31 protein-coding genes are annotated in these 24,432 nt (G+C 68.6%); 18 read left to right on the top strand and 13 right to left on the bottom strand.

Annotated elements, in window-relative coordinates:
* Positions 1-217 precede the first annotated feature (217 nt).
* The 4 genes from pruA (at position 218) to ABIA38_RS14995 (ending at position 4,087) form a co-directional block, all read left to right on the top strand.
* A complete protein-coding gene (gene pruA / locus ABIA38_RS15010) occupies positions 218-1,846 on the top strand; it encodes an L-glutamate gamma-semialdehyde dehydrogenase (RefSeq protein ID WP_424639110.1) in 1,629 nt (542 codons plus the stop codon).
* A gap of 64 nt (positions 1,847-1,910) precedes the next feature.
* Positions 1,911-2,840: a proline dehydrogenase family protein gene (locus tag ABIA38_RS15005; RefSeq protein WP_424639109.1), complete on the top strand. Its 930-nt coding sequence runs from the start codon at positions 1,911-1,913 to the stop codon at positions 2,838-2,840.
* A gap of 167 nt (positions 2,841-3,007) precedes the next feature.
* Positions 3,008-3,325: a DUF6247 family protein gene (locus ABIA38_RS15000; RefSeq protein ID WP_424639108.1), complete on the top strand. Its 318-nt coding sequence runs from the start codon at positions 3,008-3,010 to the stop codon at positions 3,323-3,325.
* Positions 3,326-3,469: 144 nt separating this feature from the next.
* Positions 3,470-4,087 (top strand): hypothetical protein, encoded by a 618-nt coding sequence (locus ABIA38_RS14995; RefSeq protein ID WP_424639107.1) that lies wholly within the window; start codon positions 3,470-3,472, stop codon positions 4,085-4,087.
* Positions 4,088-4,218: 131 nt separating this feature from the next.
* Here ABIA38_RS14995 and ABIA38_RS14990 read toward each other — a convergent pair whose 3' ends face one another.
* Positions 4,219-4,425, bottom strand: a complete 207-nt coding sequence (locus ABIA38_RS14990; RefSeq protein WP_424639106.1) for a hypothetical protein — start codon at positions 4,423-4,425, stop codon at positions 4,219-4,221.
* Positions 4,426-4,545: 120 nt separating this feature from the next.
* Between ABIA38_RS14990 and ABIA38_RS14985 the strand changes: the two genes are divergently transcribed.
* Positions 4,546-4,710: a hypothetical protein gene (locus tag ABIA38_RS14985; protein WP_424639105.1), complete on the top strand. Its 165-nt coding sequence runs from the start codon at positions 4,546-4,548 to the stop codon at positions 4,708-4,710.
* Between the two features lie 263 nt (positions 4,711-4,973).
* On the opposite strand, the gene ABIA38_RS14980 is transcribed toward ABIA38_RS14985, so the two are convergent.
* On the bottom strand, positions 4,974-5,174 hold the full coding sequence (locus tag ABIA38_RS14980) for a hypothetical protein (RefSeq protein WP_424639104.1): 201 nt from the start codon (positions 5,172-5,174) through the stop codon (positions 4,974-4,976).
* Between the two features lie 245 nt (positions 5,175-5,419).
* On the opposite strand from ABIA38_RS14980, the gene ABIA38_RS14975 reads away from it, so the two are divergent.
* The 7 genes from ABIA38_RS14975 (at position 5,420) to ABIA38_RS14945 (ending at position 9,896) form a co-directional block, all read left to right on the top strand.
* A complete protein-coding gene (locus tag ABIA38_RS14975) occupies positions 5,420-6,832 on the top strand; it encodes a hypothetical protein (RefSeq protein WP_424639103.1) in 1,413 nt (470 codons plus the stop codon).
* 20 nt (positions 6,833-6,852) lie between these two features.
* Positions 6,853-7,404, top strand: coding sequence for a GNAT family N-acetyltransferase (locus ABIA38_RS14970; RefSeq protein WP_424639102.1), 552 nt, complete (start codon positions 6,853-6,855; stop codon positions 7,402-7,404).
* Positions 7,405-7,559: 155 nt separating this feature from the next.
* On the top strand, positions 7,560-7,835 hold the full coding sequence (locus ABIA38_RS14965; RefSeq protein ID WP_424639101.1) for a hypothetical protein: 276 nt from the start codon (positions 7,560-7,562) through the stop codon (positions 7,833-7,835).
* Positions 7,832-8,077, top strand: coding sequence for a type II toxin-antitoxin system RelE family toxin (locus tag ABIA38_RS14960; protein ID WP_424639100.1), 246 nt, complete (start codon positions 7,832-7,834; stop codon positions 8,075-8,077). The genes ABIA38_RS14965 and ABIA38_RS14960 overlap by 4 nt, the downstream gene beginning before the upstream one ends.
* Positions 8,078-8,443: 366 nt before the next feature.
* Complete coding sequence (locus tag ABIA38_RS14955) at positions 8,444-8,632, top strand: DUF397 domain-containing protein (RefSeq protein ID WP_424639099.1); 189 nt, start codon at positions 8,444-8,446, stop codon at positions 8,630-8,632.
* A 10-nt stretch (positions 8,633-8,642) separates the two neighbouring features.
* Complete coding sequence (locus ABIA38_RS14950) at positions 8,643-9,191, top strand: flavoprotein (protein WP_424639098.1); 549 nt, start codon at positions 8,643-8,645, stop codon at positions 9,189-9,191.
* Between the two features lie 138 nt (positions 9,192-9,329).
* The gene (locus tag ABIA38_RS14945) at positions 9,330-9,896 is read left to right on the top strand and encodes a GNAT family N-acetyltransferase (RefSeq protein WP_424639097.1); all 567 of its coding nucleotides are present in this window, start codon (positions 9,330-9,332) and stop codon (positions 9,894-9,896) included.
* Here ABIA38_RS14945 and ABIA38_RS14940 read toward each other — a convergent pair.
* The 5 genes from ABIA38_RS14940 to ABIA38_RS14920 form a co-directional block, all read right to left on the bottom strand.
* Complete coding sequence (locus ABIA38_RS14940; protein ID WP_424639096.1) at positions 9,814-10,398, bottom strand: GNAT family N-acetyltransferase; 585 nt, start codon at positions 10,396-10,398, stop codon at positions 9,814-9,816. The two genes, ABIA38_RS14945 and ABIA38_RS14940, sit on opposite strands and share 83 nt — an antisense overlap.
* Positions 10,399-10,409: 11 nt before the next feature.
* Positions 10,410-10,832 carry a lasso peptide biosynthesis B2 protein gene (locus ABIA38_RS14935; protein WP_424639255.1) on the bottom strand — a complete coding sequence of 141 codons (423 nt, stop codon included), beginning with the start codon at positions 10,830-10,832 and terminating at the stop codon, positions 10,410-10,412.
* Positions 10,833-11,011: 179 nt separating this feature from the next.
* Positions 11,012-12,688, bottom strand: a complete 1,677-nt coding sequence (locus tag ABIA38_RS14930) for an albusnodin/ikarugamycin family macrolactam cyclase (RefSeq protein ID WP_424639095.1) — start codon at positions 12,686-12,688, stop codon at positions 11,012-11,014.
* A 69-nt stretch (positions 12,689-12,757) separates the two neighbouring features.
* Positions 12,758-12,898: an albusnodin family lasso peptide gene (locus tag ABIA38_RS14925; protein ID WP_424639094.1), complete on the bottom strand. Its 141-nt coding sequence runs from the start codon at positions 12,896-12,898 to the stop codon at positions 12,758-12,760.
* A 118-nt stretch (positions 12,899-13,016) separates the two neighbouring features.
* Positions 13,017-13,484 carry a hypothetical protein gene (locus tag ABIA38_RS14920; protein ID WP_424639093.1) on the bottom strand — a complete coding sequence of 156 codons (468 nt, stop codon included), beginning with the start codon at positions 13,482-13,484 and terminating at the stop codon, positions 13,017-13,019.
* 302 nt (positions 13,485-13,786) lie between these two features.
* On the opposite strand from ABIA38_RS14920, the gene ABIA38_RS14915 reads away from it, so the two are divergent.
* The gene (locus ABIA38_RS14915; RefSeq protein ID WP_424639092.1) at positions 13,787-14,611 is read left to right on the top strand and encodes a helix-turn-helix domain-containing protein; all 825 of its coding nucleotides are present in this window, start codon (positions 13,787-13,789) and stop codon (positions 14,609-14,611) included.
* Entirely contained in the window at positions 14,608-14,802 is a 195-nt protein-coding gene (locus ABIA38_RS14910; RefSeq protein ID WP_424639091.1) for a DUF397 domain-containing protein, read from the top strand. The genes ABIA38_RS14915 and ABIA38_RS14910 overlap by 4 nt, the downstream gene beginning before the upstream one ends.
* Here ABIA38_RS14910 and ABIA38_RS14905 read toward each other — a convergent pair.
* From ABIA38_RS14905 to ABIA38_RS14895, 3 genes are read right to left on the bottom strand one after another with little or no spacing between them, the layout of a single operon-like run.
* Positions 14,789-15,544, bottom strand: coding sequence for a hypothetical protein (locus ABIA38_RS14905; protein ID WP_424639090.1), 756 nt, complete (start codon positions 15,542-15,544; stop codon positions 14,789-14,791). The genes ABIA38_RS14910 and ABIA38_RS14905 overlap by 14 nt on opposite strands.
* Complete coding sequence (locus ABIA38_RS14900; protein ID WP_424639089.1) at positions 15,541-16,467, bottom strand: phosphatidylinositol-specific phospholipase C; 927 nt, start codon at positions 16,465-16,467, stop codon at positions 15,541-15,543. Before ABIA38_RS14900 ends, ABIA38_RS14905 begins: the two co-directional genes overlap by 4 nt.
* A complete protein-coding gene (locus tag ABIA38_RS14895) occupies positions 16,413-16,769 on the bottom strand; it encodes a hypothetical protein (RefSeq protein WP_424639088.1) in 357 nt (118 codons plus the stop codon). The genes ABIA38_RS14900 and ABIA38_RS14895 overlap by 55 nt, the downstream gene beginning before the upstream one ends.
* Before the next feature lie 851 nt (positions 16,770-17,620).
* On the opposite strand from ABIA38_RS14895, the gene ABIA38_RS14890 reads away from it, so the two are divergent.
* From ABIA38_RS14890 to ABIA38_RS14875, 4 genes are all read left to right on the top strand, one after another.
* The gene (locus tag ABIA38_RS14890) at positions 17,621-18,547 is read left to right on the top strand and encodes an alpha/beta fold hydrolase (protein WP_424639087.1); all 927 of its coding nucleotides are present in this window, start codon (positions 17,621-17,623) and stop codon (positions 18,545-18,547) included.
* A 40-nt stretch (positions 18,548-18,587) separates the two neighbouring features.
* Positions 18,588-19,328 carry a MerR family transcriptional regulator gene (locus ABIA38_RS14885; protein ID WP_424639086.1) on the top strand — a complete coding sequence of 247 codons (741 nt, stop codon included), beginning with the start codon at positions 18,588-18,590 and terminating at the stop codon, positions 19,326-19,328.
* Positions 19,329-19,486: 158 nt separating this feature from the next.
* Positions 19,487-19,750 carry a hypothetical protein gene (locus tag ABIA38_RS14880; RefSeq protein ID WP_424639085.1) on the top strand — a complete coding sequence of 88 codons (264 nt, stop codon included), beginning with the start codon at positions 19,487-19,489 and terminating at the stop codon, positions 19,748-19,750.
* Entirely contained in the window at positions 19,747-19,992 is a 246-nt protein-coding gene (locus tag ABIA38_RS14875) for a hypothetical protein (protein ID WP_424639084.1), read from the top strand. The genes ABIA38_RS14880 and ABIA38_RS14875 overlap by 4 nt, the downstream gene beginning before the upstream one ends.
* A gap of 85 nt (positions 19,993-20,077) precedes the next feature.
* On the opposite strand, the gene ABIA38_RS14870 is transcribed toward ABIA38_RS14875, so the two are convergent.
* The 3 genes from ABIA38_RS14870 to ABIA38_RS14860 form a co-directional block, all read right to left on the bottom strand.
* Positions 20,078-21,238, bottom strand: coding sequence for an acyl-CoA dehydrogenase family protein (locus ABIA38_RS14870; protein WP_424639254.1), 1,161 nt, complete (start codon positions 21,236-21,238; stop codon positions 20,078-20,080).
* A gap of 155 nt (positions 21,239-21,393) precedes the next feature.
* Positions 21,394-22,386: a hydroxymethylglutaryl-CoA lyase gene (locus ABIA38_RS14865; RefSeq protein ID WP_424639083.1), complete on the bottom strand. Its 993-nt coding sequence runs from the start codon at positions 22,384-22,386 to the stop codon at positions 21,394-21,396.
* A complete protein-coding gene (locus ABIA38_RS14860; RefSeq protein ID WP_424639082.1) occupies positions 22,386-24,428 on the bottom strand; it encodes an acetyl/propionyl/methylcrotonyl-CoA carboxylase subunit alpha in 2,043 nt (680 codons plus the stop codon). The genes ABIA38_RS14865 and ABIA38_RS14860 overlap by 1 nt, the downstream gene beginning before the upstream one ends.
* Between the last annotated feature and the right edge of the window lie 4 nt (positions 24,429-24,432).

Below are 24,432 nucleotides of genomic sequence, written 5' to 3'. Positions count from 1 at the left end.
TCGGGGTTGGCTGATGAGCCAAGGCGGGAGTTTCGAGTTTAGCCGATCGGATAAACAACCGAGGCCCACTCCGGCCTACCGTTGAGCCCGAGATCCCTGCCCGGATCCGCCGCGGACCATCGACCGGCGGAGCCCACGGCCTACGGCTTACGGCATACGGCTTTACCGAAGCAGCCCCGCAGATCACCCGAACGATCATCCGAACAGGAGCGCCGTCTTGGACGCTGTGACCCAGGTCCCCGCCCCGGTCAACGAGCCGGTACACGACTACGCCCCCGGCACGCCCGCGCGGGCCCGCCTCGAAGCGAAGCTCAAGGAACTGGCCGCGGCACCGATCGACCTCCCGATGACCATCGGCGGCGAGCACCGGATGGGTTCCGGGGAGCGCGGGGATGTGGTCCAGCCGCACAACCACGCGGCCCGCCTGGGCACCTTCGCGCACGCCGGCACCCAGGACGCGCAGGACGCGATCGACGCGGCGCTGGCCGCCGCGCCGGCCTGGGCCGATCTGGCCTTCGACGACCGCGCGGCGATCTTCCTCAAGGCCGCCGACCTGCTGGCCGGCCCGTGGCGCGAGACGCTCGCCGCGGCGACCATGCTCGGCCAGGGCAAGAACGCGCAGCAGGCCGAGATCGACTCGTCCTGCGAGCTGATCGACTTCTGGCGCTTCAACGTGCACTTCGCCCGCCGGGTGCTGGCCGAGCAGCCGATCAGCAGCCCCGGGGTGTGGAACCGTACGGACCATCGCCCGCTGGAGGGCTTCGTCTACGCGATCACCCCGTTCAACTTCACCGCCATCGCGGGCAACCTCCCCACGGCACCTGCACTGATGGGCAACGTGGTGGTCTGGAAGCCGTCCCCGACGCAGACCTACTCGGCGGTGCTGCTGATGCGTCTGCTCGAGGAGGCCGGACTGCCCGCCGGCGTGATCAACCTGGTCACCGGCGACGGGCTCGCGGTGTCCGAGGTGGCGCTGAAGCACCCGGCGCTCGCGGGCATCCATTTCACCGGTTCCACCGCGACCTTCCAGCACCTGTGGCGCACGGTCGGGGAGAATATCGCCGGCTACCGCACCTACCCGCGGATCGTCGGCGAGACCGGCGGCAAGGACTTCGTGGTCGCGCACCCGAGCGCCGACCCGGACGTGCTGCGTACGGCGCTGGTGCGCGGCGCGTTCGAGTACCAGGGCCAGAAGTGCTCGGCCGCATCGCGCGCCTACATCCCGCGTTCGTTGTGGGAGAGCGGCTTCAAGGACGACTTCCTGGCCACGGTCGACGGCCTGTCGATGGGTGACGTCACCGACCTGAGCCACTTCCTGGGCGCGGTGATCGACGACCGCGCGTTCGCCAAGAACAAGGCCGCGATCGACCGGGCGCACGCGGACGACACGGTCGAGGTGGCCGCGGGCGGTACGTACGACGACAGCGTGGGCTGGTTCGTCCGACCGACCGTGCTGGTGTCGGCGAACGCGGACCACGAGATCTTCAAGGACGAGTACTTCGGCCCGATCCTGGCCGTGCACGTCTACGAGGACGACGCGTACGACGCGATGCTCACGCAGATGGAATCGGTGTCCGCGTACGGGCTGACCGGCGCGATCATCGCCCAGGACCGCGAGGTGATCGCCCACACCGCGCACGTACTGCGGTTCGCGGCGGGCAACTTCTACATCAACGACCGGCCCACCGGTGCCGTGGTGGGTCAGCAGCCGTTCGGCGGCGGGCGCGCGTCCGGGACCAACGACAAGGCCGGCGCGATGCAGAACCTGATGCGCTGGACCAGCTCGCGTTCGATCAAGGAGACGTTCGTCCCGGCGACGGACCACCGCTACCCGCACATGGGCTGACCACTCTCGTATTTCGGGATCGTATTTCGGGCTCGTACTTCGGGTTCGTACTTCGGGAGAAGACATGCTCCGCAGCCCCATCCTCGCGGCGGCCCGGTCGCCGCGGACCCGCTCGCTGGTCGAGCACCTGCCGCCGACGAAGGCGATCGTGGACCGCTTCGTCGCGGGTGACGTACTCGCGGACGCGGTCCGGGTCACCCGCGAACTGGTGGACTCCGGCCGCAAGGTGACGCTGGATCACCTGGGCGAGGACACCACGGACCGGGCCCAGGCCGACGCGACGGTGGAAGCGTACGAGGCGCTGCTCGCCACGCTCGGCGAGACCGGGCTTGCGCGTAGTGCCGAGGTGTCGGTAAAGCTGTCCGCCGTGGGGCAGTTCCTGCCCGGCGACGGCGAGCAGATCGCGCTGGACAACGCCCGGCGGATCTGCGTGGCCGCGGCGGCGGTGGGCACCACGGTCACCCTGGACATGGAGGACCACACCACCACCGACTCGACCCTGGGCATCCTGCGCAAGCTGCGGGTGGACTTCCCGTGGGTGGGCGCGGTGTTGCAGGCATACCTGCGGCGCACCGAGCAGGACTGCCGGGACTTGGCCCACGAGGGTTCGCGGGTACGCCTGTGCAAGGGCGCGTACCAGGAGCCGGAGTCGGTGGCGTTCCAGGACAAGGGCGAGGTGGACCGCTCGTACGTGCGCTGCCTGCGGATCCTGATGCAGGGTCAGGGCTACCCGATGGTGGCCTCGCACGACCCGCGCCTGATCGCCATCGCCCGGCACCTGGCGGACAAGGCGGGCCGGGCCCCCGGCAGCTTCGAGTTCCAGATGTTGTACGGCATCCGCCCGGAGGAGCAGGCCCGCATCGTCGAACACGGCGACCTGATGCGGATCTACCTCCCGTATGGCGCCGAGTGGTACGGCTACTTCATGCGCCGCTTGGCGGAGCGCCCGGCCAACCTGACCTTCTTCCTACGGGCGATGGCCACGAAGGGGTAGCGGGCGGGCTTGAGCTGCAAGCGCCGGATGGGCCAATGACGTCCCATCCGGCGCTTGCACGTTGTGGGGGGCGTGCGTCGGGCGCACCCGGGGTCGCTTGCTCCGCCCACGTCCGCCGGCCGTCGCTCGCCCCGCGACCAATGCCACGGCCGGGCCACGGCCAGGCCATGGACGAGACGCCCCGAGACCCCGACGTCACCATCCACACCGGCGGCGCCATGTGGCCGACGCCTGGCGAGATCCGCGCCGAACTCCCGGCCGAGGCCCGCGCCGAGTTCGAACGGGACTACGCCCACGGCCTCCAAGTAGCCGCCAACCTCGGCGACTTGGCCCAACTGGCCGACATCCTCGTCCCGTGGCAACGCCGCCTCCTACACCAGCAGGCCGGGACGTACGACGACATCCTCGCCCGGGCCGGCGCCATCCGAGCCGGCGAGGACGTCGGCGCCATCCCACTCGCACGACTCCGGGAGACGAGCGGGTGAGCCATCCCATCGAGTAGCAAGCACTCGTGGTCAGCGTCGTCGGCCGCACGACGGCGAGAGTTTGGCACCCGGGATGGTTCGCGACATTCTGGTGAAGCAGGTAGGTCTGAGCGAGGACGACGCACTGAAGGCGGTGGGCGCGAAGTGAGCGAACTCTTCCACCTGATGATTCGGGATACCCCGACCGGTTTCTACGCGACGTCACCGCAGGCACGCGGCTTCGTGATGGGCCGTTCGACCCTCGATGAATTGCGCGCGGATCTGCTCGACGCCTTGGCGTTCCACTTCGAAGAGGCCCGCCCACTCGAAATCGTCGAGCACCACGAACGCCTTCACGACCTCGAGGCCGGCGAACTCGTCACGCGCTTGGCAGCGGATAGGCACCACGGCGAGCGGCTTGAGGTCTACGCCCGCATCGCCGCCGCTCTCCGCGTCCCCGAGCAGGTCCCCGAGCTGCTGGGCGGGATCCGCAACCGGGTGGGTGAGGCCGTCTATCTCTGTGCCGTTCCGTCGGACACACTCGGGTGGCTGTTCACCCAACTCGATGAACAAGGCGACGCGTTCTCCGTCGCGCTCGCCATCTCGGAACCGTTCCTGATGACCTTTCCATTCACCGTCGGACCGGAAGACGAGGTCGACAGCGCCAGGGAGACCGTCACCATCGGATCTCGCGGCTACACCAAGGACACGACGTTGGCCGAGATCATGAAGCGCACGGCCATTGTGAGCCCAGTGAAGTCCGTGGCCAGGGTGGCTTGCTGAACCAGCACGCACCGTGAATGCTCCCGCCGCCGACCGGCGAATTCCAGGGGCATTCACGGTCCCTGAGGCGCCCGAAGCGATCTACGTGGGCGCCGTCGACAGGCTCGAAGACCTCGAGTCGACCAGGCCGATCAGATCGGTCGGGTGGGCGGTCCTCCCTTGTACATCTCGGCGGCGGGCGCGGTGACGGTCTCCCGGGTGCAGATGCCGTGTTCGTACTCGACCATCCATTGGGTGCCGTCGTGCCAGATCTTGGTGATCGTGCCGCCGTGGTAGTTGCGGGGGCCGAGCTTGCGCCAGAGGTTGTCGCCGATCGACCAGGGCGGTGAGGTGGACATGATCTCTCCTCGGATGCGGAAGGGAGCGGGGATGCGGCCTTGCGGTCGGGCGACCGTTTCCGTCGGTCGGCGGGTCACGCTCACGACGCGAGCGCGGCGCCGGTCGGGTTCGGTGAGGGTGTGTTCGCGTTCCAGGATCATCCGTACGTAGCCGGGGGAGAATCCGGTGGTGCGAGCGATGGTGTCGGTGGGGATGCCGCCGCGGTGAGCGTTCGCGACTGCGATACGGAGCACGGCACCGGCGGCGCGGCAGTGTTGTCGGTGGGCGTACTGCTGACGCTGTGACGTCGTCGCGGGGTTCGGGTAGCAGCCCTCAAGTCGCCCGCGTTCGGCGGTGGCTGCGGCGAGACGTGCGAGGGGTGACGGGTGCATGGTCCTCCGTCCGGGCTGTGGGTGGGTGGCCTTGCCCGGCCGGGCGTGCGGGGGTCTTCAGGCACCCGGCCGGGCAAGGGTCGAGGAGCCCGGTCCCGCAGTCGCGCCCGTGACTGCGGGACCGGGTGCCGCCCGCCGGCAATGGCCGGACCCGGGCGGCGGCAGGGGCCAGTTCGTCAGCCGCCCGAGTTGGACGAGCGGCGCACCGACGGGGCCGGGCAGGTCCGGATCAGGTACATGCGGATCTCGTGCTGCAGCATCACCAGCTCGGCACGAGTCACGTCGGTGGGCGGCCGGCCCGAGAGTTCGACGCGGATCGGTCGCTCTTCGTTGCCGGATGCGGTGACGCGGATAGGGGTCGTGCGGTGCTCGGACATACCGGCTCCCTCACCAGTGCGATCGGTGCTCGCATCGATCGTCCCGGCGGCGCACCGGCGCCTCTACCGCCGCAACCACCGCCGTTCATGGGAAAGGCGAAAGGTCTCTCCGTGACGACGCCGACAGCACTACCGTCGTATCCACCGTCATCTCTCCGCCATCTTCGGGTGCGGGACTACGTCCGGTGATTTTGCGGGGTTAGCGTCGGAGACAGAGTCGAGCCGAGACAGCGGGCGGGGGTCCGATGACCGAGGCACCAACGCTCCTGCGGGTACTGATGACGCGCAGGCACTGGCAGGTGTACGAGACCTTCCGGCAGCAGTTCGAACGTGCGGCCAGCGACCTCGCACGCGACGGGGACACGGCCTGCGCCGGGCTGACCATCTCCAAACGAACGATGGAACGTTGGTACGGCGGCGAGGTACGGAGCAATCCGCACCCACCTCAATGCCGAGTCCTGGAGCATCTGTTCGGGCAATCGATCGACGTACTCCTGGCACCTCCCCCGCCCGCTCTCCCAGTGGCCGCACCCGCAGCCCCTCCGGGAGCGCTGCACCGGGGAGCATCCGTACCCCGAAGCGGCGATCGGTTCGGAATCCTTCCCGAGGATGGCGCCGGGACCACCGGCGGCATGCAGCAGTGTGAGAGGCAGGTCGCAATGGCGGCAAGGCGCGCAGCGCAGTTCATGAGAACGGCAGAGGCCGGCAATATCGGTCAGGAGACGCTCGACCAGATCCACGACGACGTCCACAGGCTGGCCTTGTCGTACCAGCAGGTCCCGCTCCCGGTGATCCTCGGGGACCTTCTCGACGTCCAAGAAGACGTGTTCGGCCTCTTGGAGCACGGGCGCGTGAAGCCGATGCAAGCCCGAGACCTCTATCTCCTGGCGGCCATCACCTCCGGGATGCTCGCCAAGGCAAGTCACGACACGGGAAACGCGCACGCAGCCCTCACCCAGGCCCGCACCGCCTACGTGTGTGCCGACAACGCCGACCACCAGCCGATGCGCGCCTGGGTTCGTGGTCTCCAATCCCTGATCACGTATTGGGCCGGGCGCACCGAGGATGCCGCCCGCTACGCGGCGCTCGGTGGCGCGATCCTGCCGGAAGGCGCCGGCACCACCGGCGTGTGGCTGTCGTGCCTGTCCGCGCGTGCCCACGGGATACTGCGCGATGGCGACGCCGCACGCGCCGCGATCGAGCGCGCCGAGCGCCTCCGCGAGCACGTTGTTCCCGACGATCTCGACAGTGTGGGCGGACTGTTCGCGTTCGGCGAGGCCAGGCAGATCTATTACGCGGGCGAGGCACTGGTCCACCTCGATCCGGCCGACCGGCGTGCCGAGACCACCGCCCGGGCATCCGTCGAGGCGTATCGGGCAGTCGACCGCGTGGAGTGGGCGTTCGGCGACGAGGCCGGTGCGGCAACCAACCTGGCACTCGCCCAGGTCGCTCAAGGCGAACTCGACGGGGCGGCAGAGGCTGTACGGCCTGTACTCGACCTGCCGGCGGAGCGGCGCAACTTCGGAATCGTCGAGTCCACGCGCCGCGTCCACGCCGCGCTCCTGGACAGCGACCAACGCCGATCGCCGATCGCCTCGCGACTCCGGGAGGAGATCGAGGACTATGCGCTCACCACCACCGCTGCGATCCTGCGGTGAGCGGCATAGAGTCGGCGAGCATGATCGACATCACCGGTGCCCATCTGGCCCTGCGCGAACTTCATCCCGACGACGTCGACGCGGTCCTCGCGATCTACGGTGACGAAGAGGCCACCCGCCACCTGTCGTTCGAGCCCCGCACCCGCGAGCAGGTCGAAGCCATCGTCGAACGCTCGATCGCATCGGCACGGGTCGACCCACGCACCGAGTACGCAACGGCGGTCACCCTGGACGGAGACCTCATCGGCTTCGCCCGGCTCGCCCTCGACCCGCACAGCCCGCGGGGAGCAACCATCGGATTCGCTCTCCGTCCGGACACATGGGGACACGGTTACGGCGTCGAGACCGTGCATCTCCTCGCCGCACTTGCCTTCCGGCACCTCGACCTCCACCGGATCTGGGGCGCCCGCGCCCCGCTGAACGAGATCTCGGGACGAACCATGGAACGCGCCGGATTCACCCGCGAAGGCACCATCCGCGAACACGTCCACGTCCGAGGCACCTGGCGCGACTCCGCCGTATACGCGCTCCTCGACCACGAATGGAAACCTCCGACCGGGTTTCCGTCGTAGTCACGCTCACCGACGCCGAGCGCATCCAGTCCCGTGATCTCACCGACACCACGCGCACCGCAACTGCATCGACCGGAAGCCCGGCGCCGAGGAGCGCCCCGGCACCTTGACCGACTTGACCATGCGACCCTGAAAGAGATCACCAGGAGGACCACGTGACCGATCGCCCCACACTCAAAACGACCCTTCGCGGCGAGCCTATCGAGCTGCCCGGGACTCTCGCCGACATCCGGGCCGCGCTCCCCGAGGACCAGCGCGCCGCCTTCGACGACGAGATCAACAACGTCTCCATCCTCAGCCTGCCGACCACCGCCGCCCAATGGGCCATGCCGCCCGAGATGCGGGACGAAATCGAGGCCGACGCCGCCCGCATCCGCGCCGGCGACTTCACCGGCCTCGTCAACCCCGACGGCACACCCTTCACACCATGAGCCGCGCCTACCGGGTGGCCTACAGCCCGCGTGCCGAAAGCGAGTACAACGCCATGCCCTCTGCGTTACGACGCCGCTTCGACGCGGCCGTGAGCGACATGGCTCAAGACCCGTACGCGTGCGGGGATCCGATCAGGGGCAACCGCGACCGCCGCTCCGCAGCGCTCGCTGGGGTCATCACCGAGTACGAAATCAGCAGCAGCGTCTTGACCGTGACCATGCTGAAGGTGCTGCACGCCTGAACCGTCGGGCACGAAGAAGGCCCATCCCGAACGAGAGCGGGAGGAGTCGTTTCCAAGTGCTCCAGCGCGCAGCCCTGGAGCGGGATTGCCGGACACGGATTCGCGCAGCTACCGTCCGATCAGGTGCACGAGTTCGGACAGTGAGTCGACAGTCCAGTCGGCAAGGTTCACGCACGGCGGGTTCGAAGGTCCGATGAGTCTGATCCGGACACACGACGGGCGTGATCTGGTCTACATCGAGGGGCAGATCGGTGGTGTGTGAGCAGCGGACGCTGCCGTCATCGCGCAACGGCATGGCAGGACCCAGACGCAGGCCCTTCGGGCAGCGGTATCAATCGAATTCATCGAGCTGATTGCAGGAAAGCTATGACCGATGAGCGTATGGCCACTGGGACGTGGCGAAAGAGTAGCTACAGCGGAAACCAGAGCGGTAACTGCGTCGAGGTCGCGCCCCTGACCGCGATGGTCGGTGTCCGCGACAGCAAAATCACTGACTCGCCGGTCGTCCGGACCGGAACCGAGGCATGGGCCGCGTTCCTCAACTCCCAGCGCTGAGCATCCCCCTGTGAGTCGTGTCCTCTACCTCGTCGTCTGCGCCGCAGGCCCCGCGCCGCACGTCGGAACGCTGATCCGCGATGCGATCGAGCGGGGCCGGGACGTGTGCACCATCGCGACCCCGGCGGCGGAGAGCGGCGGGTTCGTCGACCCGGCGGCCATCGAAGCAGCCACCGGACGCCCGCTCCGCCACCGCTACCGGCGCGCCGACGAGCCCGGTCGATGGCCCAAGGCGGACGCCGTCGCCGTCGCCCCGATGACCATGAACACCGTCACCAAGTGGGCCGACGGACACGCGGACACCTACGCGCTCGGCATCCTCACCGAAGCCATCGGCCTCGAACTGCCAATCGCCGCCCTCCCGTTCTGGAACGCCGCCCAGGCCGCCCACCCCTCCGTCGACCGAGCCATCACCACACTCCGCACCTGCGGCGTCCAAGTCCTCTACGGCAAACCCCACTTCACCCCACACCCCCCAGGCACCGGCGCCACCCGCATCCCCACCTACCCCTGGCACCACATCCTCGACAACCTCGCCGACCGCACCACCGGCAGGTAACCCACCCGCGCGCACCGACTATCGATCACGGGCGTCGCGCTGCCACCCCGGCCCCATGACCGACGACCTCCTCGACCCCGACCGACCCGCCATCACCACCGCCGCGTTCCTGCGGGAAGCGGCACGGAATCGGCAAACATGGTCGACATCACCGGCACTCGCCTGGCCCTACGCGAACTCTGCCCCAACGACATCGACGCGGTCCTCGCGATCTACGGTGACGAAGAGGCCACCCGCCACCTGTCGTTCGAGACCCGCACCCGCGAGCAGGTCGAAGCCATCGTCGAACGCTCGATCGCATCGGCACGGGTCGACCCACGCACCGAGTACGCAACGGCGGTCACCCTGGACGGAGACCTCATCGGCTTCGCCCGGCTCGCCCTCGACCCGCACAGCCCACGCGGAGCAACCATCGGCTTCGCTCTCCGTCCGGACACATGGGGAAACGGGCACGGCGTCGAGACCGTGCACCTCCTCGCCGCGCTTGCCTTCCGGCACCTCGACCTCCACCGGATCTGGGGCGCACGCGCCCCGATGTCGAGCTTGAGGTCGACCAAGCTTGCCAGCTGGGACAACAGGAGGCGGTCCACATCGGACCGCCTCCTTCGTCAGCATCACCACGCTAGTTGCGCAACGGACGGTGAGTCCCGACCGCAGCTTCCACGACGGACGGCCCTGGGAAGTCCTTCGCCAGTGCATCCATGAAGATCTCGTCCACCGGCTCCCCGAGCCAAAACCCGGCCTGCCGCAGTCGGCCCGATTCCTTGAACCCAGCTGTGCGATAGGCGGCAATCCCGGCTTCGTTCGGCTCCAGCACTTTGAGCCAGACCATGCGGAGCGCGCCCAGATGGAACGCCCAGTCCAACGTGAGCCGCGTGGCATCGCTGGCGTAGCCCTTGCCACGTTCCTCGGGGGCGAGCACGATCACGAACTCCGCTGTGCGGACGTATGTGTTGATCTGCAAGACGGTGATGCCGATGGCCTGTTGATCCTCACGGCGCACGACCTCGAACTGCTGGTAGCGATCGTTGCTGCGCTGACGTTCGTACCCGGCGTTGCGGACCTCCCACGCCTGCGCCCATTGGTTGCCGTAGCCGAGGATGGTGCCCAAGTCGTTTTCCCAGCGGTGATACTCCGGCAGCATCTCTTGTCGCGGCATTGCCAGGGCGAGCCTGTCACCGGACAGGAGGATATGGGGGCTGCTCATCGTACGTCTCCCTATCGGGCCGGCACAGGGCCGGGTCCGTCGGTCGTGTAGGTGGCGGTATAGAGGCTCGTACTCTCGGGTTCCTCTATCGGGCGTCCGTCCGGGCCGGCGATCCAGGCGTGCAGCCGCACCGGGTCCAGCGCCACACCATGCCGCCACTCCGCCCTGCGTCGGGCGAGGGCGAGCAACAGGGCTGCCGATGTCGATTCCTCCATGCACGCCCACCGGGTCGGCATAAGCCGCGCGGCGCGACGGGCCGCCCACACAGCGTAGCGAGCTTGACGCTCGGAGGCCGGGCGCAGTGCCCGCCCGCAACAAGCCAGCCGAACAAGCCTGCGGAATCGATATCGACGACGCCCCAGGGCGAGGGTCCCGGCGGTGGCGACCACCGCGACCGCAGCTCCGATTCGCCAGTGCAGAGGGGGGCGGGGCATGGGCACCAAGGCGGCGTCCTGATCGACCGTGCCCCACGACATCGATGGCTCAGGAAGCGAAATGACGCGCACTCGCAGGGCCGTGACGTCGTTCGCGGCGGGGCGCATCTCCGTGTGGCCGGTCGTGTAGTCGATGAGAACGCAGACATACGAGGAGACTGCGGCAACGGTAGTCGTGCTCATCGCGCGCCCCCGCCAGTCGACGCATCCCACCGGATGCGTTCCGCGCGCCCAACCGCGTCGAGCCAGCATTCCGCTGCGAAGGCCGAGAGCAAGGGAGGCCAGACGGTGCGAGCCCCCAGTCCAGCCGCATGCATCGCTGCGCGCAGCGGACCAGGGTCGACCAGACCCATGCCGGCCAGGCGCCCGTCCGCAAGCGCCAATAGGCGAGGGAGGTTGGCGCGCACGCCGCGGTGGAAGTCCCCTACAAATACGCCCTTTGTGGGGCGCTCGCGGTGGGCTTGCGGCAAGACGTCGGCAAAGGTGTCCGCGAGAAGCGGCTTGTATCGACCGATGGAGCACCGTTGTTCGGGCGAGGCGGACAGCACGGCATCAAGCACCGCACCATCGAAGTAGGGGTTGTGCAGCGGCACACCGAGTGCCGCTGCAAGTTGGACGTCCGCGTTCGCCGAGCGCGCCACCGTGCGAACCGAGGCCGCCAACACGGCGTTGGCGTCGTCGGTCGTGTTCGGGAGCTCCGGAACGTCAGCCGTGAGCCATGTGGGGCGAGGGCGCCGGTTCCGGCCGATATAGGCCGCGTCTCGTCGCAGCGCCGCCACAATGAGCGGCCTAGGGTTCTGCTTGCGGAGCCGGGACCAGTCCATGGCATCCGTCAGGACCTGCAACAAGCGTCCGCTGCGAACAAGGTTGAGGAGGTATGTCGGTGGCGCGGTGAAGAGATTGTCTCCGCCATCCCCGGTCAGGTGAGCTTCGGTCCCCGCGTGGGCAACGGCTTCCATTTGGCCGGAGAACAGAGCCCATGACGGCGTTGACGGTGCGGGCTCGTCGGTCGCAGGCAGGGGGAACTCGCCGGAAGCGAACGGGAGATGGCGTCGGGCGAGGGGAAGGCAAGTACGCCGCAGGTGGGGCCCGGTCAATAAGCGTGCGTACCGCATATCGCCACCGTCTTCGGCGCCTGCCGGGTGCAACGTGATGCCGGTTATTGGGCCATATCGGGCGGCCAGCAACGTGACCGTGGTGGAGTCCATACCCGCCAGATCGGACGTCGCCACAACGCCTTCGACCCGAACGCGGATGCCGTCCGTGAGTGCGCACCGCAACGCGAAGGCTGCCTCTCGGGGCGACTGTTGCGGTGGTGACCACCATTGCGCCAGCGACGCGTCCGCGCCGCTTCGAAGGGTCAGAATACTGCCGGCCGGAACCGGGTGGACACCCTTCCATGCGGTCCGCCGCACAAGGGGAGCACTGCGGTCTCGCAGGTACGCAGCCAGCCAGTCCGTATCGACGTCCCCGGTGGACAGGAAGGCCAGGGCGCGAGCACTTGACCCCCACACCACACCTCCGGACGTGCTCACCGTATAGACGGGCGCGGCCCCGGACGCGTCGGTGACGACCTCCACCAAGCCCACATTCCGGGCCCGGACCGCCACGAAGGAACCCGCCCACACCCGCACAGCGGCCCCGAGGTCATCACTCGCCAATGCGTGAAGCATGTCTAGATCGGTTGCGCTGCATGGCCCGAACACGGCGAGGCGTTCCGCGCCCTGCTTCACGGCGTGCACTCCTTCGTCGGTGCCCATTGTCCACAACGGGGGATCACTCCATACCGAGTGCGCTCCTACGGGCGCAACGCGCATGCCAGGTGCGCATCCCCCGAACCACCCAGGACCGGTCACCTCGGCGCCTCCTTGTCCGGATAAGGAATCGGCGGCCCCATGCGGGGCCGCCGAAGGTTGACCTACCGGTCAGTCGTACGGGTTCTGCTTGGACTCCGTGCTGTCCTTGTCGCTGCCCCTCGTCAACTCGGCGGCGTCGCCCAAGACGATCACCTCCGGCGGAGTCAAGCCATCGTCCTGAAGCTCCGGCGTCGGGTTCTGCTCCTCCATGCTCTTCCCTCCTCTCAACGACTCGTTGAGGCAAGGTGCGCCTCCATGGTGTACCCCGAGCCGTCCGCTCGGGAGTCTTGCGGCCGATTCCCCGCATCAGCGAGTACGGCCACGACCGTTAGCTCTTGTAGGGCCAACACAGGTGCCGGCCGCCGCAGGCGTCGCATTGCTCGACACGCGCCATGTCTTCGCGGTACGCGCGCCCCTTGTTGATCTTCGCGAGTTGCGACTGGGCTTCCTCCAAGGCGGACCAGCGGTAGCGACCGAACGGATACCGCGAGGAACCGCCGCACAGCACACCGCCGTTGGCCAAAACCTCGGGCGCCCTGGGGCCCTCGGGCCCGTGGTGCGTTGCGTTGCGTGGATCCGTGTTCACAGGGCCCCCTAACGCGATATCCAGTGCCTCTTCGGGTTGGCTCTGGCAAACGTCGTTCCAGGCCGAACCGGGCGGCGGCACGACCAGGTACCCGTTGCTCTGTTCGATCGCCGCCCAGGGGAACCCGAGTTCCACGCTCCGCTCGGGACACGGAAGGTCCACCAAGCTCTCGGGCGCAAGAAGCGTGGCCGTCATGTTGATCCCACTCACGCGCGCTCTCCCTCTGTACACCGCGGGCACTCGCAAGTCGGCCACCGAAGAGCCAAAGCCGAACTGATGAAGGGGTCGTCATGGGGCTGGTTTACGTGGACTTGCTTCCCACGATCGAGGACCCGGCCGTCCCCGCCGGCAACATAGGTCTTGATCGTCATGCGGCTCTCACGGCGTTGCCCACGCCCCTCAGCGTTCACTTCCGGCCTCCCGGTGACCGATCCACTACTGAGAGAACACGCGTCGGCGTATCTTGTGAACGGTGCGAGGTTCAACAGAAACGTCTGGGGGATACGCGACCGATGCCGGCAGCGAAGACACTTGATCCCGAAGCCTCGATGTGGGACCTGTTCGGCGCCTACCTGCGGCTCTTCCGAACGCAAGCCGGTCTCACTCAGGACAAGTTGGGGAGTGACCTGCATACAACGGGTTCATTTGTTGGACAGGTCGAGACCGCACAGCGAAGACCCCATGAGGAGTTCGTTGCCCAACTCGACGTCGAACTCCGTGCCCAGGGCCTGTTGATCGCCACTGCGTTTCACGCCAATCGGCTCACCGATGATCAACCCGGATGGTTCGACACGTTCGCGAACGCCGAAGCGGCCTCCGTGAGGATTCGCACGTTCCAGCCCCAAGTAATCCCTGGGCTGCTCCAGTGCGAGGAGTACATGCGCAACCTCTGGAGTCGAGCTCGGGTGCCTGCGGCGACCATGGACACCTGGGTACAACGCCGACTGAAGCGAAAGAACGTTCTCACCAAGAAGGAGGCCCCCGAGTACTGGGCGGTCGTGGACGAGGCGGCGCTGATTCGCCTCGCCCAAAACAGCACGGTGGCCAAGGCTCAGCTCGCGCACCTCCTGGATCTGATCGAGTTGAACAATGTCATCCTGGAGATGGTCCCGATGGACGTCGGCATACACGCGTGCATGGATGGGGCGTTCGTTCTGCTCAGCGTCCCAGGCAAGGGCGAATGCACGTATGCCGAGGGAACGTTCGAAGGTCGAATGTCCACCGACGCCCATGGCGTCTACGAGGTGCAACGTCGTTACGATCTGCTTCGGGCCGACACGCTGTCGCCCGAACGCACCGAACGGCACCTGAGAAGCCTCTTGGAGGGCACAGCATGACCCAAGCACTTCCCTCTCAACCCGCCTGGCGCAAGTCGTCGTACAGCGGGCAACAGGGCGGCGACTGCATAGAGGCCGCCGAGTTGAGCAACGCAGTAGGCGTGCGCGACAGCAAGGACACAGGGCGTGGCCACCTGACCGTTGCGCCGGTCTCGTGGTCGGCCATGTTGAAGGCGATCAGGGCGCGTTGATGACGGTGTGAATGAATATGCCGGGCGGCGGCCCTGTCGATAGTGGGCCGCTCTTGGTGTTGGGCGCGGCGGGTACCTCGGGTGGACTTCGTCCCGAGGCCCGGACCACACATCCGGGCCTCGAAGTGGGGTCAGGTTCGGTAGACGAGGTACGGTCGTTGGTGTCGACGGCGGCGAGGGCGGGCGCGGAGTACGTCGAGGTGACTCCGGGGACGGGGACGAAGTGGCGGGACCACCCGCCGCTGGACTCGCTGATCCAGATCTTGTCGTCGTCGCGGCGGATGGCGCAGTACAGGGTGTCGCCCCGGACGGCGAGGGCGGGGGAATCCAGGGTGTCGGGGCCGTGGGTGGGGGTGCTCCAGCCGGAGTCGCCGGCGGTCATGAAGGCGACGTTGCCGTTGTCCGCGTCCCGGTAGGCCATCTGAATCATGCCGCGACGGGTGACCATCGCCGGTGTCAGGACGCTTCTGGCGTGCGGTATCTGCCCGGAGTTTGTCCAGGAGGTGGCGTTTTTGGACCAGTTGACCCAGATCCCGGCGCCGAGTGCGGCGTAGGCGCAGTGCAGGGCGTTGTCGCGTACGCCCAGCGTGGGGCCGCTGATCGCGCCCCCGTGGAGTTGGGTCTGTGCGGACCAGTCGACGCCGTTGGTGGAGGACAGCACGTAGGCGTGCGCGGTCGTGCCTGTGTAGGCGAGTTGGAGCCTGCCGCCGAAGGAGAGCAGCGCCGGGGCGTGGCGGGTCACCAGGTGGGGGACTCGCCGGAAGCCCGTCCATCCGGCGGGGTCTCGGCGGCTGACGTGGATGCCGTCGTCCAGGCCGCGGACGGCGATATAGAGGGCGCCGTTGTGGGTGGCCAGGGCGGGCGCGTCGGGGGTGGCGGCACCGGGCCACGGGAGGGTGGGGTGCCCCAGCCGGTGGGGCCGCGGGAGACGAGGGCGAGGTCCTCGGGCAGGCGGTTCATCTTGATGATGGCGTCCTGCAGGGCCTGGAACTCGCCGATCATCAGGTTGAAGTAGTCCGACGCGATCACGCCCACGGTCCTGCCTCGGAGGTACAGGCGGTACAGCTCCGACAGGGCGTACGGGTTCAGGTTCTGGGCGTACTTGAGGGGGGTGTCTCCGAAGGGGGGAGAGCCGGTGGCGCTCGTGTAGTTCATGAAGATCTTCGATTTGGGTGTGCCGGCGTTGACCGTCTTGACCAGGTGGTTGTGGAACGCCTGTCGCTTGTCGCCGAACGACGGCTTGTTCCAGTCGTCCTGGGTGTCGACCGTTCCGCCGCCGAGGCTGATTCCGCCGATGTAGGGCCAGCCCGTCATGAGCACGATCTTGCCGCGGACCTGCCCCAGGGTGGGGATGGTGGACGAGACGTGGAACAGCGAGGCGTTGTGGTCGAGGTAGGCCCGCTCGAAGACCCGCCTGAACTCGGCGGCGTCCGCATCGGACTTCGTCCGGGAGATCCGCATCAGGATCGTTTCCCGGGGGTGCGCGTGCAGGAATCCGCGGCAGATGTTCAGGACGTCGCCGAACATCATCTTCTGGTAGACCTCGCCGTGGTGGACGGCGAAGGAATCGCCCAGCGAGCGGCAGCGGATGTCCAGGAACCGGTTGCCCATCACCAGCTGGGTCTCCAGGCCGTGGGACTGGCACTTGGCGAACCCGAACGCCACCCCGTCGTGCTGTGCACCGGACTCGTGCGTGCCGGGATGGACATGTCGGCCAGGCTCACGCCGTCGGGGACACCGCGCATCCAATCGGTCCGGGGCCCGACCCAGGACGCGCTTCGTTGTGGGGGCGTGTCCTGCGTCGGCGACGGCTCCGTGACCGGAGCCTCCTCGACCGGCACCTCCGTGGTCTGCGCCGGCGCCGGCGGCAGGAGCACCTCGACGCCGTACGCGTCGTGGAGGACCGGACAGGACTCCTCCACCGGCCCGGGAACGTCCTTCTCGTCGTCGACGGGTACCTCACTCATCGCAACCCCCCTTGTCCGCACGTCGGTTCGGCGCCGACCGGCGCCTTCGTCCCGGTGGACCACCGGAACACGACACTGCGCACAAACTGTCAGGCGGCTGTTCCGTTGAGTAGTCGAAATGCGGCCATGATCGGACCCGCCCGCCTGCGGAGCGCTCGGTGTCGACTCGATCCGGCAGGTGAAACCAATTCGCCAACAGCGTCCTCCACGGGAGGGGGAGCCGCCCGTCCGTACTCGAACCATGACCGGTGCGGATTCAGGCGGCTACGGCGCCACCGACCCAATTAGGTCCACTCGATGCTGCTAGTAATCGCGTCCGAAGTATCTGTCAAGGCTGGCAACGGCGTATGGCGCTGCGTTGCCCGCTTCGCCTGTCGTCGAGGCGCTCCGAGGCTCCACAGGATTGCGTCACGCTCGGCCTCGGGGACGTGCAGTACTCCGACCGGGCCGAGGACGGCCTCAAGCCCTTGTCCGCCGCGCAGATCCGCGCCTTCAAATCGGCCGTCGAATCAACCGTGGGCAACGACCCCTATAGGCACGGGGATCCACGCAGGTCGGGTCCGACCGGGACCGCCGCGAGGCCACGATCACGGGCGTGTTCATCCGATACATGGTCAGCAACAGCGTCCTGGTCGTGAGCGTCACGCGCGCCGTCGCACTGTGAAACCGCGCATCCGCTCCTGGTACCGACGCCGACCGGCCAGAGCGAACGATCCCAAATGGAGACCCCCGTCCGGGTATCCGTCGTAGTTACGCTCCCCGAGGACCAGTCCCGCCGCGTTCGACGACGAGACGAGCCCGGCGGACGGAGGCTTGACCCTGACCCTGCGTCAGGGTTGGAGCCTTGGCGCATGACGAAGAAGATCACTTCCGCAGCCGGGACTCAGCTCGCCCCTCCCGTCGGCGGATTCCAGGAGATCGACGGCCGCCGCATTTTCGTGCATCGGACGGGCAGCGGCGGGCCCGCCGTCGTATTCCTCCCGGGTGCGAGCGCGGTCGGACTGGACTATTTCGGTGTCCAGCAAGGGGTTTCCCGGTTCAGCACCGCCGTGGTTTACGACCGTGGCGGCACCGGCTACAGCGATCCCCTCCCACTCCCGCGCACCGCCGCCGCGGTCGCCACGGAACTGCGCGAGCTGCTGCGGGCCTTGGACCTCCCCGCGCCATACGTCCTCGTGCCACACTCCCTCGGCGGCTTCTACGCGCACCGGTTCGCGCAGTTGTACCCACAGGACGTGGCGGGCCTGGTCTGGTTGGACGCCCTCAACCGCGACTGGGACGAGTTCCTGCCGCCCGCGATGCAGCTGGCCGAGTGCGAGCGGATGGGGCCCGACCCCGAGCAGCTCGAACAAATGCGCCCAGCCCTGCGCACGATGCGCGGCGAGTTGCTCGCGGACTACCCGGAGCGCGTGCGCGAACCGCTGATCGAGGCCCATGAGAGCGATGAATGGCTCCGCGTCGGCATCGCCGAGCGCAGCATGTTGGCCGGACTCGCCGCCGAACTGCGGGCCGGGCCGGCCATTCCCGACGTCCCGATCATCGCCCTCACCGTATTGGGCACCGACCCCGCCCAGCAGGCGCTGATGTCGGAACAGACGGTGCAGGAGATGCACGACGGCAAGCGGCGCATGGACGCGGCCCTGGTGAGCGCGGTCTCGCACGGCGAACAACGCATCCTCACCGACACCCTCCACCACCGGCTGTGCTTCGACCGCCCCGACGCCGTGGTCCAGGCGATCCGCGACGTCGTCGACCAGGCTGCGGCGGCCCGCCCCTAGACTCGGCGCGACCACGCGCGAAGATCAACAAAGGAGGACGGTGCTCACGATCGGCCAACTCGCGGCGACCGCCGGCGTGACCGTGCGCACCGTCCGCCACTACCACCACATCGGCCTGTTGCCCGAACCCGAACGCGACCCCTCCGGCTACCGCCGCTACGGCGCACAGGCCGCGGTCGACCTCATCCGGATCAGAACCCTCGCCGACGCCGGTGTACCGCTGGCCCGGATCGACGCGCTGCTGCATGCGCAACCGACCGAATTCGCCGCCGCCATCACCGACATCGACGCCGATCTACGGCGCAGGATCGAGCAACTCACCGAGTACCGCCGCCGGATCGCCGAACTGGACGGCGGTGAAGGGCTGGTCCTGCCTCCCGAGGTGGTCGCGATCCTGAACCGGATGCGCGCTCTCGGGGTCAGCGAACGCAGGGTACGGACCGAGCGCGACTCATGGATCCTGATGCAGGCACTGGACCCGCACGCCGTGCCGGTGCGGATCCGGGAGAAGAACGCCGGCCTCGACGATCCCGAGACGACGCGCCTGTTCCTCGCCTGCGATCAGGCAGTCGACTGGGATCCGCACGATCCACGCCTGGACCGGCTCATCGACGACCTGGACGCATGGGAGATCGAACACCAACGAGACGGCGGCGGCCCGCCAAGGTACCTGAAGCTGGTCTCCTCCCGGATCTCCGAGGCATCACCAGCCTGGCAACGCATCCTCGATGCCCTCGCCCACCGCGCCGAGCGGCGCCGCACCGCCAGGCACGACAGCTGAGGACGTTCGAGCGGTGACCGCCCCCTGAACCCCACACCCCGGCCGACCGATACGGGCCGGGCGCACACCAGGTCGCGTACGCCGCCCGTGTGCGCCCGCTACCGACCGCAACCGGAGCGATGCCATCCTGGAAGCCCACCGCCGACAGGAGGCCGCCCATGCCCAGAACCACCGTCGTCCGTGGCGAGCGCATCGAACTGCCCAACACGCTCGCCGAGATCCGCGCCGCCCTCCCCGAGGACCGTCGCGACGAGTTCGACAAGGTCATGTACGAGACTCCGCTGGACCGGCTCGAACGCGATGCCATCCTCCACTGGGCCCTCCCTCCGGAGGCGCAGGAAGACGATGAAGCCGTGCACGAACGTCTCAAGGCCGGCGACTTCAGCGACTGCGTGGATCGAGACGGGAACGCGATCCCATGAGCTACCGCGTGCAATACACGAATGAAGCCGAAGACGGTCTCAAGCCCCTGTCCGCCGGGCAGGTCCGGGCCTTCAAGAACGCCGTGGACTCGTCAATCGGTCGCGACCCCTACGGGTCCCGCTCCACGCAGGTCGGCAACGACCGAGACCGCCGGGAAGCCACGATCTCAGGGGTGTTCGTCCGCTACACGATCAGCGCCGGGGTACTGGTCGTCACCGTCACCCGCGCCGTCGCGCTGTGAAACCGTTCATCCGCCCCGGACGCTGATGCCGACCCACCAGAACGGCACACGTTCGGGAGGGTCGGCCCCACAGTGAATCCCGAAGTCAGCGCGGCAGCCCCAACTCCCTCGCGATCAACATCCGTTGCACCTCGCTCGTGCCTTCCCCGATCTCCAGGATCTTGGCGTCGCGCCAGAAGCGGGCCACCGGGAACTCGTTCATGAAGCCGTAGCCGCCGTGGATCTGGGTGGCGTCCCGGGCGTTGTCGACGGCGCTCTCGGAGCTGTAGAGCTTGGCCAACGCGGCTTCCTTCTTGAAGCGTTCGCCGTGGACCAGCAACGAGGCGGCGTGGCGCCAGCTCAGCCGCGAGTTGTGGGCGCGCAGCTCCATGTCGGCCAGCTTGAAGGCGATCGCCTGGTTCGCGCCGATCGGGCGACCGAACGCCTCACGCTCCCCGGCGTAACGGACCGATTCGTCCACGCAGCCCTGGGCCAACCCCGTGCCCAGCGCCGCGATGGCCACTCGGCCCTCGTCCAGGATGGACAGGAACTGGGCGTAGCCACGGCCGCGTTCGCCGAGCAGGTTCGCCGCCGGGACGCGGACGTCGGTGAAGGACAGTTCGCGCGTGTCGGAGCAGTTCCAGCCGACCTTGGAGTAGGGCGGCGCGACGGTGAAGCCCTTCGTGCCCGACGGCACGATGATCGTGCTGATCTCCTTGCCGCCGTCGGCCCTGGTGTCGGTGACCGCCGTGACCGTGACGAAGCCGGTGATGTCGGTGCCCGAGTTGGTGATGAAGCACTTCCCGCCGTTGATCACCCACTCCCCCGCCGCCTCGTCCAGCCGCGCGGTGGTCCGCGTGGCGCCCGCGTCCGAGCCACCGCCGGTCTCGGTCAGGCCGAACGCGCCCAGCATCTCGCCGCTGTTCAGCTTCGGCAGCCAGGTCCGCTTCTGCTCCTCCGTGCCGAACCGGTAGATCGGCATCGCGCCGAGCGACACAGCCGCCTCCAGGGTGATCGCCACCGAGGAGTCGACCCGGGCCAGCTCTTCGATGACCAGGCCGAGCGCGAGGTAGTCGCCGCCCATGCCGCCGTACTCCTCCGGGAACGGCAGCCCGAACAGGCCCATTCGGCCCATCTCGCGCACGATGGCGTAGGGGAATTCGTGCTTCTCGTACAGTTCGCCGATCGCGGGCGCGATCACGTCGTGCGCGAACTCGGCGACGGTGCGCCGGAGTTGCTCGTATTCGTCGTCGAGGCGGTGATCCAGCATGGTGGCAGCTCCCGGGTTCGGTAGCGGGCGGGGCGGGCTTACGCGCTCGTGGCGACGCCGCTCCGGGGAACGGTCGAGGTGGTCGGTCTGCGGGTGGGCAGCCGCTACGAGTTCGGCTTCGGGTTCGGTTACCGGCTCGGCTACCGGTTCGGCTACGGGTTCGGTTCGTCGAGTACCAGGCCGTGCGCGTCCACCCGCTTGCCATTCAGCGCCTGGACCGCGCGCGATGGGCTCGGGCGGCCGAGGAGTTCGGCCATCCAGGCGCTGGTGGCCACCAACGCGCCGAGGTCTACGCCCGTCTCGATGCCGAGGCCGTGCAACATCCAGACCAGGTCCTCGGTGGCCAGGTTGCCGGTGGCGCTCTCCGCGTACGGGCAACCACCCAGGCCGCCGGCCGAGGCATCCACGGTGGTCACCCCGAAGCGCAGCGCCGCGAGGGTGTTGGCCAGTGCCTGGCCGTAGCTGTCGTGGAAGTGCACCGCGATCCGCGAAGCCGGCACGCCCGCCTCGGCGAATGCCAAGAGCAGCGCGGTGACGTGGCCCGGAGTGGCGACGCCGATCGTGTCGCCCAGGCTGAGTTGCGAACAGCCCATCTCCAGCAGGGCCTTGCCCACCTGGACCACCTGGCCGAGCGGGACCGGGCCCTCCCATGGGTCGCCCCAGCACATGGACAGGTAGCCGCGCGTATCGATCCCGGCCGCGCCGGCCCGTTCCACCACCGGGCGGAACATCGCCAGCGATTCGGCCACCGTGCGGTTGAGGTTGCGTCGGGCGAAGGTCTCCGTGGCGCTGCCGAACACCGCGATCCGGTCCGCGCCCAGCGCAACCGCGCGGTCGAAGCCGCGCTCGTTGGGCACCAGGACCGGCAGCCGGCGATCCGCCGTCGCGATCTCCGGGTCCGCCCGCACCGCCGCGAACACCTCGGCGGCGTCGGCGAGTTGCGGCACCCATTTGGGCAGTACGAAGCTGGTCACCTCGATCGTGCCGAGCCCGGCCCGGGCCAGTCGCCGGACGAACTCGACCTTGGCCTCGGTGGGCACCACGCCGGACTCGTTCTGCAGCCCGTCCCGCGCCCCCACCTCGTGGATGAACACCCGCCCCGGCAGCCCGGGTTCGCGGTGCACGTCCGGCAGATGACGAGTCATCAGGCGGTCACCTCCGCCGACGCATCCGACGAGACATCCACCGACGCATCCGCCGACGCATCCGCCGAAGCCGGAGAAGCGTCCGGCACCACCACCGCCAACGGCTGATCCATCGCCACCGAAGCCCCCGCCACGGCGCCGATCTCGCTCACCACGCCGTCGAACGGCGCCACCAACGCGTGTTCCATCTTCATCGCCTCCACCACGACCACGGTCTGACCGCGCGTGACCCGATCCCCGACCGCCGCCTTGACCACGGTCACCGTGCCCGGCATCGGCGAGGTCAGCGCGCCGGTATGCGCCGCACCACCCGCCGCCTCGGCCCGCACCGTGTCCACTTCGCTCACCCGCCAGGTGTCCGGCCCATAGGCCAACCACCGCACGCCGCCCGCCGCCTCGGCCGCGTAGTCGAACCGCCGAGTCAGCCCGTCGTAGGCGACCGACAATCCGCCCGGCACCACTCGCACCGCCGCCGGCACCGGCGCCCCGCCGTCCACGGACACCTCGCCAACCTGGCCAACCCCGCCACCGCGTACCCGCACCTCGATCGGCTCCCCCGGCCCGATCCGCAACACATGCGTGTCCCAGGCCGGCCCGCCGACCCGCCACCCGGTCTGCGCCGCGAACGGATCCGCCCACCCGCCGGCCGCGACCCGCTCCGCCCGCGCCGCGAGCGCCGCCGCGACGGCCACCTCCGGCGGCGCCGGATGCCCCGTCAGCTCGTCGATCCGAGCCTCGACCAACCCGGTGTCCAGGTCGCCCGCGACCACCGCCGGATCGCCCAACAGCCGGTACAGGAAGCCCAGGTTCGTGGTCACCCCGAGCACGCGCGTCTGCGCCAACGCCGCCCGCAACCGGCCCAACGCCGTCGCCCGGTCCTCGCCGTAGGCGATCACCTTGGCCAACATCGGGTCGTACGAGCTGCCGATCTCGCCGCCCTCGCGCAGCCCGGAGTCGACCCGCACGCCCTCGATATCCGGCTCACACACCGTCAGCACCCGGCCGCCGGTGGGCAGGAAGCCCCGATCGGGGTCCTCGGCGTAGATCCGCGCCTCGACCGCGTGCCCGTGCATCGACACGTCGGCCTTGCCGATCGCCGCGCCGGCGGCGATCCGCAGCTGACTCTCCACCAGGTCGACCCGGGTGACCAGTTCGGTCACCGGATGCTCGACCTGGAGGCGGGTGTTCATCTCCATGAAGTAGAACGAGCCGGGATCCTCGGCCGGGACGATGAACTCGATCGTGCCGGCGCCGACATACCCGCAGGCCCGCGCCGCCCGTACCGCCGCGGCGCCCATCTCGGCGCGCGTGTCGGCGTTCAGGAGGGCCGACGGCGCCTCCTCGATGATCTTTTGATGCCGGCGCTGCAGGCTGCATTCGCGCTCACCCAGGTGCACCACCGTGCCGTGGGTGTCCGCGAGCACCTGGATCTCGATGTGTCGGGGGCGGTCGATCCAGCGCTCGATCAGCAGCGTGTCGTCGCCGAACGCGCCCTTGGCCTGCCGCCGGGCCGCCGCGATCTCCTCCGGGAGCAGCGCGCCGTCGTGCACGAGCCGCATGCCCTTGCCGCCGCCGCCCGCCGACGGCTTGATCAGCACCGGGAACCCGATCTCCCGGGCGATGTCCGCGAGTTGATCGTCCGTCATGCCGGCCGCGCCACCGCCCGGGACCACCGGCACGCCGAACTCGGCGACCGTCTCCTTGGCCCGGATCTTGTCGCCCATCAGCTCGATCACGCCCGCCGGCGGCCCGACGAAGACCAGCCCGGCCCGCTCGACCGCCGCCGCGAACACGGCGTTCTCGGACAGGAATCCGTAGCCCGGGTGGATCGCCCCGGCCCCCGAACGCAGCGCCGCGCCGACCACCGCGTCCACGTCCAGGTAGCTCGGTACGGCTACCGCCACATCCGCCTCGCGGACGTGGCGCGCGTCCGCGTCGCCCGGCCCGTACACGGTGATCGCGCGCACGCCGAGTCGGCGCAGCGTGCGGATCACCCGGACCGCGATCTCGCCTCGGTTGGCGACCAGTACAGCCTCGAACACCTCG

The sequence above is a fragment of the Embleya sp. AB8 genome (assembly GCF_049739465.1).
Lineage (GTDB): Bacteria > Actinomycetota > Actinomycetes > Streptomycetales > Streptomycetaceae > Embleya.
This window is presented reverse-complemented; position numbering and strand designations above follow the sequence as displayed.

Excerpts from the sequence above, each read along its gene's own strand:
- ABIA38_RS15005 (WP_424639109.1), top strand. The coding sequence starts at position 1,911 with ATGCTCCGCAGCCCCATCCTCGCGGCGGCCCGGTCGCCGCGGACCCGC.
- ABIA38_RS15000 (WP_424639108.1), top strand. The coding sequence starts at position 3,008 with ATGGACGAGACGCCCCGAGACCCCGACGTCACCATCCACACCGGCGGC.
- ABIA38_RS14990 (WP_424639106.1), bottom strand. The coding sequence starts at position 4,425 with ATGTCCACCTCACCGCCCTGGTCGATCGGCGACAACCTCTGGCGCAAG.
- ABIA38_RS14980 (WP_424639104.1), bottom strand. The coding sequence starts at position 5,174 with ATGTCCGAGCACCGCACGACCCCTATCCGCGTCACCGCATCCGGCAAC.
- ABIA38_RS14975 (WP_424639103.1), top strand. The coding sequence starts at position 5,420 with ATGACCGAGGCACCAACGCTCCTGCGGGTACTGATGACGCGCAGGCAC.
- ABIA38_RS14970 (WP_424639102.1), top strand. The coding sequence starts at position 6,853 with ATGATCGACATCACCGGTGCCCATCTGGCCCTGCGCGAACTTCATCCC.
- ABIA38_RS14960 (WP_424639100.1), top strand. The coding sequence starts at position 7,832 with ATGAGCCGCGCCTACCGGGTGGCCTACAGCCCGCGTGCCGAAAGCGAG.
- ABIA38_RS14955 (WP_424639099.1), top strand. The coding sequence starts at position 8,444 with ATGACCGATGAGCGTATGGCCACTGGGACGTGGCGAAAGAGTAGCTAC.
- ABIA38_RS14945 (WP_424639097.1), top strand. The coding sequence starts at position 9,330 with ATGGTCGACATCACCGGCACTCGCCTGGCCCTACGCGAACTCTGCCCC.
- ABIA38_RS14940 (WP_424639096.1), bottom strand. The coding sequence starts at position 10,398 with ATGAGCAGCCCCCATATCCTCCTGTCCGGTGACAGGCTCGCCCTGGCA.
- ABIA38_RS14935 (WP_424639255.1), bottom strand. The coding sequence starts at position 10,832 with ATGCCCCGCCCCCCTCTGCACTGGCGAATCGGAGCTGCGGTCGCGGTG.
- ABIA38_RS14925 (WP_424639094.1), bottom strand. The coding sequence starts at position 12,898 with ATGGAGGAGCAGAACCCGACGCCGGAGCTTCAGGACGATGGCTTGACT.
- ABIA38_RS14915 (WP_424639092.1), top strand. The coding sequence starts at position 13,787 with ATGCCGGCAGCGAAGACACTTGATCCCGAAGCCTCGATGTGGGACCTG.
- ABIA38_RS14910 (WP_424639091.1), top strand. The coding sequence starts at position 14,608 with ATGACCCAAGCACTTCCCTCTCAACCCGCCTGGCGCAAGTCGTCGTAC.
- ABIA38_RS14895 (WP_424639088.1), bottom strand. The coding sequence starts at position 16,769 with ATGAGTGAGGTACCCGTCGACGACGAGAAGGACGTTCCCGGGCCGGTG.
- ABIA38_RS14890 (WP_424639087.1), top strand. The coding sequence starts at position 17,621 with ATGACGAAGAAGATCACTTCCGCAGCCGGGACTCAGCTCGCCCCTCCC.
- ABIA38_RS14880 (WP_424639085.1), top strand. The coding sequence starts at position 19,487 with ATGCCCAGAACCACCGTCGTCCGTGGCGAGCGCATCGAACTGCCCAAC.
- ABIA38_RS14875 (WP_424639084.1), top strand. The coding sequence starts at position 19,747 with ATGAGCTACCGCGTGCAATACACGAATGAAGCCGAAGACGGTCTCAAG.
- ABIA38_RS14865 (WP_424639083.1), bottom strand. The coding sequence starts at position 22,386 with ATGACTCGTCATCTGCCGGACGTGCACCGCGAACCCGGGCTGCCGGGG.